The organism is Acidimicrobiia bacterium (assembly GCA_016650365.1).
GTDB lineage: Bacteria > Actinomycetota > Acidimicrobiia > Spongiisociales > JAENVV01 > JAENVV01.
Genome location: JAENVV010000042.1, coordinates 45,813 through 59,896 on the forward strand (window position 1 = coordinate 45,813; position 14,084 = coordinate 59,896).

Below are 14,084 nucleotides of genomic sequence, written 5' to 3' on the forward strand. Positions count from 1 at the left end.
GGGTTCTACATCATATATGATCTGCTCCTGGAGGGTTCATGACAGACATTTATGTTGTTGATGCGGTCCGTACCCCGATGGGTCGCATCGGGGGTCAGTTGGCTCACATCCGACCAGACGACCTGGCGGCTCACGCCATCCGGGCGCTCGTCGCTCGCCAGAGCGACCTGGATCCGGCTGGGATCGAAGACGTGGTCTGGGGAGCCGCCAATCAGTCCGGCGAGGACAACCGCAACATCGGACGCATGGCTGCCCTGCTGGCCGGTTTGCCGATCGAAGTCACCGGGATGACCGTGAACCGGTTGTGCGGGTCAGGGCTCCAGGCGGTCATTTCCGCCGCCCATTCCCTGGCCGAAGGCTGGGGCGACATCATGGTGGCCGGCGGATCCGAATCGATGAGCCGAGCACCGTACGTCACGCTCAAGGCTGCCACGGCGTTCCCCGTTGGCCCACCCCAGGTCGCCGACACCGTACTCGGATGGAGGCTGATCAACCCGCAAATGCAGCAGGACTATCCACCAATCAGCCTCGGTCTTACCGCCGAACGGGTAGCCGAAAAGTACGCGGTCAGCCGTGAGCGGCAAGACGCGTTCGCACTTCGATCACATTTGTTGGCTTCCGCAGCCCAGCAGGCCGGTCGCTTCACGAGCGAGATCTCGCCTATCGAGGCACCCCAGGATGCCAGAGGCCGTACGGTAACCACCGTCGATACCGACGAGGGTGTTCGTCCCAACTCAACCGTTGAGATGCTTTCCAAGCTCCCGTCGGTGTTCACCGAAGCCGGGACCGTGACAGCCGGAAACTCATCTCCTATGAACGATGGAGCCGCCGCCGTGCTGCTTGCCAGCACGGCCGGGCTCGAGCGATATGGCCTGAGGCCGATGGCGCGAATAGTCGCCAGCGGCGCGGCGGGAGTTCACCCCGACTACATGGGGATCGGCCCGGTGCCGGCAACCCGCAAAGCCCTGTCTCGGGCCGGGTTATCCATTCAAGATCTTGATCTGGTTGAGCTGAACGAAGCATTCGCCGCCCAGGCTCTGGCGTCTCGCGACGAACTCGGCATCGATCCGGAAATCGTCAATGTCAACGGTGGAGCCATCGCCATAGGGCATCCCTTGGGAGCCTCCGGCGCCCGGATACTCACCACTCTGGTGCACGAACTGCACCGGCGGGGTGACCGATACGGATTGGCCACGATGTGCATTGGCGTTGGACAAGGCATTTCGATGATCGTGGAGCGGGTATGAGTCAACCGTTGGAAGGCATCAAGGTTGTGGAATTCGGCAACCTGATTGCCGGCCCATACTGCGCGATGTTGCTGGCTGATCTCGGAGCGGACGTGACCAAGGTCGAGCCGTCTTCGGGCGACCTGGCCAGGGCATTCGGCCCATACGTCGATGGCGTCAGCTACTACTTCGCGGCCGTCAACCGCGGAAAGAAGAGCGCAGTCATCAACCCCCGCGCCGATGCATCGAAGAAATGGGTTCGCAAGCTTTGCTTGGATGCCGATGTGATCGTCCACAACCTTCGTCATGGCGCCATGCAACGCGCCGGTCTGGGCTACGAGGATCTCGCCGACGAGAACCCCGGGCTCGTATATGCGGAGATTTCGGCTTTCGGGTCGTCCGGTCCCGACGCCGAGCGCGCCGGGATCGACATCATCTTCCAGGGCGAATCGGGGATGATGAGCATCACGGGTGAAGAGGGAGGCCCACCGGCCAAAACGGCGACGACGGTCGGGGACTACCTGGCAGGAACGAATGCGGCGATGGCCGTATCGGCTGCCCTGGTCGGCCGGGCCAGGACTGGAAAGGGTCGCAAGATCGAAGTTTCCCTGAGAGACGGACTCATTGCCATCCAGTCGACCTGGAACGCCATGTATTTTGCCTCAGGAGGCCAGCCCGGACGGGTCGGCACCGCATCCTGGTTCACGGCACCGACCGAAACCTTCCCGACCGCCGACGGCTACTTCAACCTGGCGATCGTCAGCGATGGGCACTTCAAGATCCTCTGCGACGACCTCGGCCTGGACATAGTCGCCGATCCCCGCTTCGCCACCAACGAAGCTCGAGTCGAACATCGCACCGAACTCAACGAGTTGGTCAAGCCGATCTTCGCCTCCGACAGCACGGACGCCTGGATGGACAGACTGCTCGGCCTTGGCCTGCCAGTCGGGAGGCTGATGACATTCGGCGAGGTGTTCGACGACCCTCAAGTCCAACACAACCGGATGAGGGTCGAGTTGCCCGATGGGGCGGCAGTTACCGGCTCCCCTGTGAGGATGACCGGAGAACCCTCGCTGGCACCATCGGCCGCGCCACGTCTGGGAGCAGACACCGACTCCGTCCTGCGCAGTTTGGGAGCCACCGATGAGGAGATTGCCCAGCTCAAGGCTGCCCACCTGATCAGACGCTTGTAGGAACGCACACCCGGTAAGGGACGTTACAGCGGTATGGCAGCAGTCCATCAAGCAACAAGACTTCTTGCAGTCGCCCTAGCTGTGGCCGCGTGCAGTGGACCGACCTTTACCGGCCCAGGTGGGTGCGTCGACGTCTGGAATGAAGCCGTGACAAGCGGCTCCTTCATCGGACCGCCGGAAGGAGCAGAGGCGACGATGACCTACCGACGTTATTGGGAAGGGGATACCCCGATGTGCTGGCTCGGCATTAGTACGTCAGAGGCCTGCCAAACGTTCTCATTCGATATCGAAGGTACCTGGGGACCAGCTGAGTGGGTTGAAAGTGAGGTAATTCCAGGTGACTGCATCTCCGAGAACCCGCCAGATCGTTACGTCGCGAATCTCCTGGTGACCGCAAAGGGCACATTGATCGAGAGTTAGGCGATGAAGCTAGTGAGCGCGCGAAACGTGGCTCTGGAGGATATCCTCGCCGAAGTCGCCCCGGGGGTTTCGCCAGACGGCATGGATGTGGGTGGCGTTGTCCTGGACGCAGTCGTACTCAACCAGAAAATCGGGACTGTGGATGCGGTAATAGTGCGGTTGATGGCGTTCGGCCGGCCCTGCCCAAGCGAAGTGCAGGCCAGCCCAATCGTTGGCTCCGAGACGAGTCTTCTCTCGATCAGCCAGATCCTCAGGGAGCCGGTCGAGATAAACCGCAATGAGATCGTGCAGGTAGCCGACCTGATCTTTAGTCATGGCATCAGCTCTCAGGCCGGACGGCTCGGCGGCGACCAACCGCAAGTTGCTTTTCTGCTCGGCGGTCATGGCCTCATGGACTTCCTGAAACATGGTCAAGGCGGCCGGCGGGTTCCCCGGTTCGCTGACCTCCGGTACGAACGAGACGTTGGGAACGATGGTGTCAATCGGAGCTGTGGCGTCGAGGAGCGCCACTGCCTGTTGATCGGCATCCAATGACGAAAAGAGGGCCCGCCCGGCGTCCTCTTCCTGACCGCAGGGCCTGATGATGGGATGGGCGGACGGGCCGATCCCGGCCGGACTCGCCCCCATGAACAACGGCGTACTCGACAAAACCTCGCCGTCGCGAATCGTGTAGTTGACGGACACGTGGTGTCCTTCGTAGCGCCACCCCCACAGCCCGGTCGGACCTGGTTCGCCGTAGATAGTTATCCAGTACCGCAGCGGGTCACGCCAATGGGTGCGAACGTAGTTCTCGCGTTCGTCTAGAACCAGGTCGAGGGACATGATGGTCGCCACCCGGTGATAGGCCTCGGCACGTAAACCGGTCCGGGCCAGCTTCAGGGCCAGTTTTCGCTGGACCGGGGTCATGGCATACAGAGGTACGCCAAGATAGGTGCCGTTGGCCATCTCTCTCGGGAAGAACGCCCAGTCGATGCGACCTGGATCATCAAACCCGAACGTAGCCTGGGCATCGGCCGGCAGCGACTCAAGGAAATCTATGGCCGCTTCGGCCATCCGGGTCGGGCTAGGGCTGGTCGACATCGATCCCCAATCCGGGGGCAGTTGGCACGGCAATCACACCGTTCTCGATTGCCAGTGGGTGGGAGGTAACGTCGGAACTGATCCCCTGATTGCCTGGGCTACAACCGAAATCCACTGCCTTCATGGCCGCTGCGCAGTGAATATTGGCAGCGGCCGCCACGCTCGATTCGGCGATCTTGCCTGCCAGGTTTACCGAAAGCCCGAGCGATTCGCAGAGCGCCGCACCGCGCATCACTCCGGTGATGCCACCCAGTTTGACAAGTTTGAGGCTCACACCTGCCACACCGGTCCGTCCGAACGACATCACGTCGTTGAGCGAATGAACGCTCTGGTCGGCGCAGATCGGGATGGGCGATCGTTGGGCGATTCGCACCATGGCGGCGTGATCACCCTGGGGAATGGGCTGTTCGATGAACCGGACGTCGAGACCCGACAGGCCGTTCAGAAAACGCATGGCGGTCGGTTCGTCCCATCCCTGATTGGCGTCGCCACTCACGATCGCCTCCGGTGGCAGCTCACTGCGGACCCCTTGAACCGTTTTCAATTCGTCGTTGACCTCACCGATGCCAAGCTTCACCTTGAACCAGCGATAACCAGCCTCATACTTGGTGACGGCCGCCTGAATGTCGACATCCGGCACACCACTGCCGACCATCGTCAGCACAGGAACTTCGTCGCGCACCCGTCCCCCCAACAATTCGACGACCGGGACACCAAACTCTTTGCCGGCAATGTCGTACAAGGCCATATCGATGGCCCCGATGGCAGTTTCGTTGGCGTGCATCATTTTCTTCATGGCCCACCACAGCGTGGTCCGGCGAAGGGGGTCGGCACCGACGATCTGCGGGCCGAGAAACTCGAGGGCGGCCTTGATGCTCTCCTGGGTGTCTCCCGTCAGATCGGTGGCCTCGACTCCTTCGCCCCATCCAACTATCCCGGTGTCGGTGGTCACCTTGGCAAGAACGTTGTTGGACTGGGTAATGGTGATGTGCGACATCACGATCGGTTTGGTGAGCGGGACCGCAATGGGGATGGCTTCGACGCTGACAATCTTCATAAACCCTCCATACGAGCACCAAACGGTTTTTGCATTATATAGGATTCGAGTCGACCGCTTCGGGGAAAGGTTCACATGACGATTCGAGTAGGTGGCTACGCGCCCCAGGGAAGTGCCCACAGCCGGGCTCTTGACCATTTTGTGGACGCCCTGGCAGCCGTTACCGATCATCCGGCCGAAGTCATGTATAACGTCATGGACGATGGTCGACCCGCCACCGACTTGTTCGACATGGTGGCGAATGGCGAACTGACCTTGTGCTATTTCTCGACCTCATACCTCGGCAAACAAGTTCCCGCCCTCAACGCGCTGGAGGTCCCATTCCTCTTCGCAGACCTCGAACAGGCCCATACCGCACTCGACGGCGACTTCGGCGCAGCGCTGACCACCGCCACCGAAGCGGCCACTCCATTCGAAGTACTCGGCTACTGGGACAACGGGTTCCGACACTTCACGAACCGACTGCGCGAGGTGCGCTCCCCCGCCGACGTTGCCGGCATGCGGGTCCGCCTCCAACCGAACGCCGTCCACGAGGCGCTCATCCGGTCCTGGGGTGGAGAACCCGTGCCCGCCGAGTTGAGCGATGGTATCGCCATGATCGCCTCGGGGCAGGTTGACGCTCAGGAGAACCCCCTCGCCAACTCGGCCGCCTATGGCGTCGATCACCAGCACATCACGATGACGGGACACCTCTATGGCGCCCGCGGCCTCTATGCCAATCGGTCCCAGATGTCGACCCTCGGATCAGACGTAGCAACCGCGGTCCGCTCCGCCGCCAGGGCGGCGATCATTTTCCAACGACGAGCCGCCGCCGACTATGAAGCTGAATTGCGAACCCGATTTGAAGGGGAAGGTCGAGTGGTCATCGATCTTGACCCGACCGACCGACAGGCCTTCGCAGACGCGGCATCCGATGTGATCGCCGCAGCCAGAGCGGGCCAACCGGCCCTGAATTTCTTGTAAACAGAGGAGAGGAATATGGGACAATTGATCAAGTTCGCGGATGCCGACGTCGTCGAACGAGGCAACGGAATCCAGAGCATCCGGCTGACCGACCCACCGGTGGACGGCCAATGCTTCGTCATGGGTATCACGATGTTCCCGCCGGGTGGTGAACTCCCCCTCCATACCCACAACACCATCGAGCAAGTCACGGTGCTTGAAGGATCGGGGATCGCCGAGATTGACGGTGTTCAACAGGAGGCCGTTCCCTACGACACCACCATGATCGAACCCGGCTCGGTACATCGGTTCATCAACACCGGTGACACGCCCATGAAAATCCTCTGGGTGTACGGCAACACGTACGTGACGAGAACCTTCGCCGAAACGGGCGAGACGGTCGAACAGTTCGGGCGGCCCGGCCACGACGACCACGTCCATGAGTAGTCGCTATCCGATCGCAGAACTTGAAGAGTTTACGTCAGCGATCTTTCGCTCCGTCGGGGTCAAAGCTGAGCATGCCGACATCGTGGCGACCCGTCTCGTTGAAGCCGACCTGCGGGGCCGGACCGGTCATGGGCTGATCCGGGTCGGACCGTATGTGCAGCGAATCGAAGCAGGAGGGGTCAACCTCGACCCCGACATACGGATCATCCATGAAACTCCCGTTTCCGCTCACTTCGACGGTGACAACGGAATGGGCCAGGTGGTCATGACGATGGCCGCCGAGGTTGCGATCGCCAAGGCGCAAGCCCTCGGCATGGCCTGGGTGGGCACGGTGCACTCGAATCACGCCGGGGCGGCTGGTATCTACCCGGCGATGGCCGCCAAACGTGGTCTCATCGCCATGTACTTCGCGGTGGCCAACGCCAACGGTATGCCACCCTGGGGTGGGATCGAACCAATTCTGGGCACCAACCCGATCTCCATTGCCATTCCGGCTGGCGATGGCATACCGTTTCAGCTCGACATCGCGACGACAGTGGCATCGCACGGCACGATCAAAGTGGTTGCTCAGGCCGGCGAGCAGATGCCGATCGGTTGGGTCGCCGACGCCGATGGTAACCCGATTACCGACCCTGCCAGGGCCCATGAAGGGTTCCTGCTTCCGATTGGCGGATACAAGGGAGCCGGCCTGAACATTGCCATCGGACTCCTCGCCGGTGCCATGAACGGCGCGGCGTTTGGCAAGGCGGTGGTCGATCATCGAAAGCACCTTGAGGTACCTACCAACACCGGTCAGGCAATGCTCGTGATGCGTTCGGACCTCATGTTGCCTGCCGAAGAAGCGTTGGCCTCAATCGATGCTCATCTCGAACAACTTCGGAACTCGCGGACGGCGAGTGGAGAACGAGTCCGATTGCCAGGCGACGGCGCCCACGCAACGGAAGTCGAGAATCTCCGAATCGGGATCCCGCTACCAGAGCAACTGCGCCATTCGTTGAACGAATTAGCCGCTCGCCTGGGTGTCGTCGCTCAACTCGACTGAACGTCCTCAATAGCCAAAGCGGGCGTTTCCGACTTCGCGAACGGGTTGGCCCACCGCCGCCAGGTATACAACCCGAAGACTGAGGACAGGGCCAGTTCGGTGATTTCGCCGAACTCCGAGACCCCGTAGTACAGGCTCTCGGGTGGCTCAAAGAAGTTCCGGTAGGACCTCCAGACGAACATCAACAGGAAGGAGGGAATCAGGATTGGGTGCGGCGCCAGGGTCCGGGTGAGGGGCGACCACGACTCATAATTACCGTACCGCTTCATAGCGAACCACGATGCCCCGACGCCGTAGCCTCCAATAAGGAACATCAGCCAACTGAACACGTCCTGGACGCCGTAGATGTTGTGAAGATTGGACTCCCCCTGGCGATTCTGCTCGACAAGTTCGGCAGGAGTCTGGAAGTCGAGGATACGTTGCCCCCAGCTGATCTCCTCACCGATGATGAAGAAGATCCCGGCCCCCAAAACCGCCATCAGAACCCTCGTCGAGGTCGGGAAATCCGCATTCCTGGCAATCCGGATGCAGAAGTAGAGGGCCACAGCCCACCCCACCACCTGGAGGTCTTCGGCAAGAAGATCTTCACCAATGATGAAGTCGAACACTGGACGGGCCAGGACGGCCGCCACAATGGTGACGATCGAAATAACGAAAGGAAACCAGAAGGTAGTGGCAGTGAACCAACGACTCGGATGCCACTCCGCTGATAGTCCATTCACAACTGATTTGGCCCACTGCATCGCAAACACCCCCCGGTATCCGTTTTCCCTTGGCGGGAGAGTATCACCACTTCACGTAGCGTGCTAGTTAAACCAGTCAGGGTGACATAGCGTTAGGTGCCCGCCCGGCTTCGATCCCGCCGAGTCCCATCTTCATCTAGATCTGCCACACCGGGATCACCGGGTCGGCGCGGCACACGCGGACCAGACAGGGGGGAGGCATCCAGATTCCCGCCTGTCGGTGCGGATGGCTCATTGGCGGTCGGAGACCGGTCCGTTGCCGCCTGCCGATCAAATATCGACCGACTGATGACTCCGAAAGCCGCCAGGCCAACACCCGCCGGGATCCAGTAGTCCACGACCCGATAGACGAGCACCGGAGCGACTATCACTCCTGCCGACAACCCGTACAGCGAGAGAATCCCGATAAGGCCGCCCTCAACAATGCCAAGACCTCCTGGCAGACCGGGCAAACCACCCACGAGCATCGAGAGTCCGTGAGCAACGAACACCTCGGATGGAGTTAGAAAGATCCCGAACGCGGCGAGCGCCGACCACAACACTGCCGACTCAGCCAGAACTCGCACGGCCACCAGCACCGCCTCAACCGGGGTCACCCGGCCCCCACCCGCGGTCGGACCAAGATAATTCGCCAGACGGCGCGGAAGTCGAACCACAACCCGGTCAAGCCAGGCGGCTCCGGCCATCACCACGAAGCCGGCGACAAGGAGCAACCCCCCAAGTATCACCGCGCCGGCAAACACAACTGGATGCGGACCTTCCGTCGCCATCCAAACCAGGCCGAGACCCGTGATGATGAGCAATCCCGCATACGTCAGGAGAGTGGCGCGAACCGCTGCTCCGGCGGCGTCATTCTCCTCATCGCGCACTGACCAGGCCATCGTCGCCGGAGTCAGTGCTCCCCCGGCCGGAATCAGCCTGGCGACGGCCGAACCCGCAAAGGCGGCCGAGATGGCACCTTTCCAGCTGACCAGGTGGCTCACCGAACCAAGCTCCCACCTGAACAAGGCCGCAAACATCAGTTTGCCGAGGAGCTCAAACAGCAGGGCTAACACCAGAAACGCCAACGCTCGGGCAGTGAAGCTCGGTAGATCCCACCGCCGAAAGGCCAATACGAGCGCCACGGCATACCCGCCAAACCCAACCATCAGCAAGGTGGAGCGGGCGCCCGTCAACATACGCCGTCTAGTGCGAGGAACTGCCATTGCATCAGTCTGGCAAACTCAGGCCCCTAGATGTGGGGTTTAACGCGATAGTTACGGAACTTGGGCCTCTCACGACGAGCATGACGCATAACTGAAGAGCCATACAAAATATATGATCTAGTGTGCGGGGCGTCGTCCCTGCCTGTATTAATTGAACCAACCCCATTCGGAGACTGAAATGAAACTCGTCACCTATACCTCAGAAGGGTCAGCCCGACCCGGCGCCGTCCAACCGGACGGGTCGGTCATCGACCTTTCGGACATCGCCGGGTCGGTCGGAGAACTCGTGGCGATGGGCGATCCGGGGTTAGCCGCCGCCAGCGCTGCAGAGGTCACCGGAACGGCCGTGACCCCGGACAAACTTCTGGCCCCGATTCGTCCCCGAAACAACATCATGGCGGTCGGGCGCAACTACTTCGATCACGCCCAGGAGTTCTCGGACAGCGGCTTTGATGCGTCGGAAGTGAAAGTGATCCCCGATTTCCCGATCATCTTTACGAAAGCTCTGTCATCGATCATCGGGACCGGCGACGCCATCGACATCTCCAACGACCCCAGCAACACAAGCGATTACGAAGGTGAGTTGGGCGTGGTTATCGGAATTGGCGGCACCAAAATCGCCAAGGAGGATGCGTGGGATCACGTATATGGGTACACGGTCATCAACGACATGACCGCCCGCGAGGTGCAGCGCCGCCATGTGCAATTCTTCCTCGGTAAAAGCCCGGCAACCTACTGCCCGATGGGACCGTGCATCACGACCCGCGACGAGATTCCCGACATCACGAAGGCTCGCTTACGCACCGTCGTCAATGGCGAGACCAGACAAGACGCAGAAATTTCACAGCTGATCTTCGACATTCCGACCCTGATCGCTTCCATCTCCGAGACCGTCCTGTTGGAGCCAGGCGACATCATCGCCACCGGCACACCGGTCGGCTGCGGGATCGGGTTCGACCCGCCGATCTACCTAAAAGCCGGGGACATCGTTGACGTTTCGGTAGACGGAATCGGGACCATTACCAATCCGGTCATCGAGTGATCGTTGAAGTCATCGCCGTCGGCACGGAATTGTTGATCGGCCAGATCATCAACTCCAACGTGGCGTTCCTAGGATCCCGCCTGCACGACGAGGGATTTGACGCGCACTTCCAGGTAACCGTCGGTGACAACCTGGACCGAATGACCTTCGCAATCGAGCAAGCGCTCGGACGCGCCGATGCGGTAATCCTCACCGGAGGGATCGGACCGACCCAGGACGATGTGACGCGCGAAGCCATCTGCCGCGTAACCGGAAGGGCCATGACCCGGGACCTCGAACACGAAGAGAAAATCCGCGAACGCCTCATGCGCCTGCGCGGCGAAGTGAACATCAACACCCTGCGGATGGCCGATTATCCGGAAGGCGCCGAGACAATGGAGAATCGCAAAGGGGTGGCGCTCGGAGTCGCGCTTGATCAGGGCGGCAAATGGATCTTTGCCATGCCGGGAGTACCAACCGAGATGAAGGTCATGTTCGACGAGCAGGTCATGCCCCGCTTGCGGGCCTCGGCCGGCGAACCGGCCATTCTCAAGAGCCGGGTGGTGCGCACCTGGGGATACGGCGAGTCGTCGGTGGCGGAAAAACTCGACGACCTCTATGAGTCCTCCAACCCGTCGATTGCGTTTCTCATCGACGCCAGCGAGGTCCGGATTCGGATCACCGCCAAGGACGACGACGAAGCCACGGTCGACGCCATGTTGGATCGGGTCGACGCCGCCATCGTGGCAAAACTCGGCGACGCCGTGTTCGGGCGAGATGACCAGGTGATCGAGGTCGTCCTGATCGACAGCCTCTCGCGGAAAAACTGGACGTTTGGCACCATCGAACAGTTCACGGCCGGTGCGGTGGGCGCCCGTTTCGCCAATGTCGGTCCTGCCCACTTTGCCGAATCGATCGGACTACGACCGGTCAGGCTTCCTGAGGGCGCCGATACCCAGGCGGCAGCCCGACAGTTGCTCGACGCCCATGACTGCCCGGCCGATGTGGTCGTCGCGGTGAGCGGCGTAGCCGGAGATCCCTCCAACCCGAATACTTCCCGCACGGTCGGAATCGCCGTCCGAACGCCCAATGGAGTGTCGTCGCGAGAACTCAACATCCTCGGTGACGACGAGCGAGCCAGACAATTCGCCAATACCGGGGCCCTCCACGGCGCCCGCCTGGCCATCGAAGGCCGCTGGTAGCGACATCATATGTTGGAAGAACCATTGCGCCCCACCAATCCGGATCTTTTCGAGGGGTTGAAGTCGGCACTTGGTGAACAAGCGGTTTCAGTGAGCGGGGCCGAAAGGCACCTGCACTCACAGGACGAATCGACCTATCCAGCCGTGGTGCCCGATCTCGTGGTCTGGCCGCAATCCACCGACGACGTGGTCCGGATCGTTACGCTGGCCGCCGAATATGGCGAGCCGATCACCGGGTGGGGGGCGGCATCGAGTTCAGAAGGTCATGCCATTCCGGTCAGGCATGGGATCGTCGTCGACTTTGCCAGGATGAACCGGATCCTGGCCGTGCACGCCGAGGACTTCCAGGCCACGGTCCAACCGGGGGTGTTGCGTCTTGGCCTTGAGAAACATCTGAGTCAGTACGGCCTGTTCTTTGCTCCCGACCCGGGTGCGAATGCGTCCGTCGGCGGCATGATCGCCAACAACGCTGCCGGGATCCGGGCCCACAAATACGGGGCGACCAGGAGCAATGTGCTGGCACTCGAAGTCGTGCTGGCTAACGGAGACGTCATCAAAACCGGTTCGCGGTCGGTAAAGCAGTCCTCGGGCTATGACCTCACCCGCCTCATGATCGGGTCGGAGGGTACGCTGGGCTTGGTCACCGAGGCGACGCTCAAACTCCACCCGGTTCCCCAGCATTTCGCCACAGCGGTGGTCGGGTTTGGCACCGTCGCGGGGGCCGCTCAGGCCGCCTACGGGATCATCGGCGCCGGTCTCGCTCCGGCCGCCCTGGAGATTCTGCATCAGAACCACATCCTCTACATGAACGAGGATGACGGTTCCGACTGGCCGGTCTTGCCATCGCTCATGATCGAATTCACCGGATCAAGCGATGTGGCGACCAGCGACGCTCTCGACGAGGCCAGGCTCATCTGCGAGGACGCCGGTGCGGAGTCATTCACCTCGGGCCTCGGTCACCAGGACCGTTCCGAGATGTGGACGATGCGCCACGGGGCCCGGTATCGATATCGGCGCCGGGCACCTGGCTACGTCTGGTCGGCCATTGACGTGAGCGTGCCAATCTCACACATGCCACAAATCATCGCCTATGCCGAGCACTGCGCCACCGCTCTCGGACTGCCCGGCGAGGTCCTCGGGCACGCCGGCGACGGAAATATCCATATGGGTATCGGCTACAACCCGGGCGACGCCGACGAAAAGCGACGGGCCGGCGAACTGAGCCAGTTGATCATCGAAAAGGCCCTGGAGCTTGAGGGAACTGCCTCCGGTGAACACGGGATCGGGCTCGGGAAACGCAAGTACATGGTGGCCGAGCATGGCGCCCCGGCTGTCGAGGCCATGCGAGCCATCAAGAAGGCCCTCGACCCGCAGAACCTCCTCAACCCCGACAAGGTTCTGCCCTGACCCGCTGGTCTAACCCGTGAACGCCTTGACGCTGTCATGGAATTCGTCTGGTGCCTCTTTATAGATGAGGTGCCCTCCCGCCAGGATCTCCAGACGGGCACCGGGAATCGACCGGGCGAGGTCTTCGGACATGTGCGGCGGTGTACAGATATCGGCGTCGCCGACCAGCACGAGAGTCGGGACGTCAATCTGATTTAGTCGGGCCGATTCGTCGAAGGCGACGATCATGTCGATCCGCCGAGCCATCACGGCAGGATCGGCCCCGCCGGCCAGCTTGATCCAGGCCTGCACCTGGTCATAGTGATCACGAAAGTATTCGGCGCCGAATAGGAACAATGCGGAGGCTTCCGTGTAAGCCTCGACGCCTTGTTCGGCGAGGATCCGTTTGCGCATGGCGAACTGGTGCCGGAAATAGTCATCAGGTCGCGCCCACGAGTCGGCGAGCACGATCGACTTTGTCACGTCGCGGTGATCGAGAGCCATCACCTGCGCAATGGCACCCCCGGTCGAGCTACCCACCAGATGAGCGGGTCCACAGTCCAACTCGCCCAAGACGTCGGCCATCGCCCGGGCATGATGAGCAATGGTGTAACCATCGGGTGGCGGGGCGGATTGTCCGGTGCCGGGATGGTCCGGCACGATGGTCAGGTAATCCTGCGCGAAACGATCAACGATGTTCCCCCATCCGCGACCAACCCCACCAAGACCGGTGATGAGCATCAACGGCGAACCATCACCGTACGTCTCGTAGTGCACCGCCGGTCGACTCATCGCCTAGCTTTTCACCGAAGCGGCCAAAGCCAGGCCGATCTGGTCTTCGGACAGTGGCAGCTCTACCACCTGGTTGAGTTCGGCCGACAAGTCGGCCGCCATGTAGACCTCCATGACGAGGCGGGCGGCGCGGGGCTCCACCATGACGGGGCGATCGAACAGTACCGCCTCGATGAAGTGGATCGTTTCGCGTTCCATCGGACCGGCATACATGGCGCCAACGTATTCGCCCGGCATGGTTGACAGAGGGAACTCGACCCCCCGGTCCATCGACTGAACCATGATGTCCTTGTGCGAGTCGTCTACAAAAACGGACCCATCGGTACCG

General features: G+C 61.4%; 14 protein-coding genes. 8 read left to right on the forward strand and 6 right to left on the reverse strand.

The genetic code is table 11. From position 1 onward, the window contains the following. Positions 1-38: 38 nt before the first annotated feature. Complete coding sequence (locus tag JJE47_02860) at positions 39-1,247, forward strand: thiolase family protein (protein MBK5266349.1); 1,209 nt, start codon at positions 39-41, stop codon at positions 1,245-1,247. Then, a complete protein-coding gene (locus JJE47_02865) occupies positions 1,244-2,419 on the forward strand; it encodes a CoA transferase (protein ID MBK5266350.1) in 1,176 nt (391 codons plus the stop codon). Before JJE47_02860 ends, JJE47_02865 begins: the two co-directional genes overlap by 4 nt. Positions 2,420-2,848: 429 nt before the next feature. Here JJE47_02865 and JJE47_02870 read toward each other — a convergent pair whose 3' ends face one another. Continuing rightward, entirely contained in the window at positions 2,849-3,892 is a 1,044-nt protein-coding gene (locus tag JJE47_02870) for a DUF3500 domain-containing protein (protein ID MBK5266351.1), read from the reverse strand. A gap of 10 nt (positions 3,893-3,902) precedes the next feature. After that, entirely contained in the window at positions 3,903-4,976 is a 1,074-nt protein-coding gene (locus JJE47_02875; GenBank protein MBK5266352.1) for a hypothetical protein, read from the reverse strand. A gap of 75 nt (positions 4,977-5,051) precedes the next feature. Here JJE47_02875 and JJE47_02880 point away from each other — a divergent pair, with 75 nt between their 5' ends. From JJE47_02880 to JJE47_02890, 3 genes are read left to right on the forward strand one after another with little or no spacing between them, the layout of a single operon-like run. Next, complete coding sequence (locus JJE47_02880) at positions 5,052-5,939, forward strand: TRAP transporter substrate-binding protein (GenBank protein ID MBK5266353.1); 888 nt, start codon at positions 5,052-5,054, stop codon at positions 5,937-5,939. Between the two features lie 15 nt (positions 5,940-5,954). Next, on the forward strand, positions 5,955-6,365 hold the full coding sequence (locus JJE47_02885; GenBank protein MBK5266354.1) for a cupin domain-containing protein: 411 nt from the start codon (positions 5,955-5,957) through the stop codon (positions 6,363-6,365). Then, positions 6,358-7,407, forward strand: coding sequence for an Ldh family oxidoreductase (locus JJE47_02890; GenBank protein MBK5266355.1), 1,050 nt, complete (start codon positions 6,358-6,360; stop codon positions 7,405-7,407). The genes JJE47_02885 and JJE47_02890 overlap by 8 nt, the downstream gene beginning before the upstream one ends. Here the strand turns inward: JJE47_02890 and JJE47_02895 are convergent. Together JJE47_02895 and JJE47_02900 are read right to left on the reverse strand one after the other, a co-directional pair. Then, the gene (locus JJE47_02895) at positions 7,395-8,150 is read right to left on the reverse strand and encodes a hypothetical protein (GenBank protein ID MBK5266356.1); all 756 of its coding nucleotides are present in this window, start codon (positions 8,148-8,150) and stop codon (positions 7,395-7,397) included. The genes JJE47_02890 and JJE47_02895 overlap by 13 nt on opposite strands. Positions 8,151-8,242: 92 nt before the next feature. Continuing rightward, positions 8,243-9,355, reverse strand: coding sequence for a UPF0104 family protein (locus JJE47_02900; GenBank protein MBK5266357.1), 1,113 nt, complete (start codon positions 9,353-9,355; stop codon positions 8,243-8,245). 178 nt (positions 9,356-9,533) lie between these two features. Between JJE47_02900 and JJE47_02905 the strand changes: the two genes are divergently transcribed. The 3 genes from JJE47_02905 to JJE47_02915 are packed head-to-tail and all read left to right on the forward strand — an operon-like array spanning position 9,534 to position 12,985. Further along, positions 9,534-10,397, forward strand: coding sequence for a fumarylacetoacetate hydrolase family protein (locus JJE47_02905; protein ID MBK5266358.1), 864 nt, complete (start codon positions 9,534-9,536; stop codon positions 10,395-10,397). Further along, complete coding sequence (locus tag JJE47_02910) at positions 10,394-11,578, forward strand: hypothetical protein (GenBank protein MBK5266359.1); 1,185 nt, start codon at positions 10,394-10,396, stop codon at positions 11,576-11,578. Before JJE47_02905 ends, JJE47_02910 begins: the two co-directional genes overlap by 4 nt. A gap of 9 nt (positions 11,579-11,587) precedes the next feature. Further along, complete coding sequence (locus tag JJE47_02915; GenBank protein MBK5266360.1) at positions 11,588-12,985, forward strand: FAD-binding protein; 1,398 nt, start codon at positions 11,588-11,590, stop codon at positions 12,983-12,985. A 9-nt stretch (positions 12,986-12,994) separates the two neighbouring features. On the opposite strand, the gene JJE47_02920 is transcribed toward JJE47_02915, so the two are convergent. Together JJE47_02920 and JJE47_02925 are read right to left on the reverse strand one after the other, a co-directional pair. After that, on the reverse strand, positions 12,995-13,756 hold the full coding sequence (locus tag JJE47_02920) for an alpha/beta fold hydrolase (GenBank protein ID MBK5266361.1): 762 nt from the start codon (positions 13,754-13,756) through the stop codon (positions 12,995-12,997). Positions 13,757-13,759: 3 nt separating this feature from the next. Further along, on the reverse strand, positions 13,760-14,084 hold a 325-nt coding region (locus JJE47_02925), incomplete at its 5' end, for a gfo/Idh/MocA family oxidoreductase (protein ID MBK5266362.1).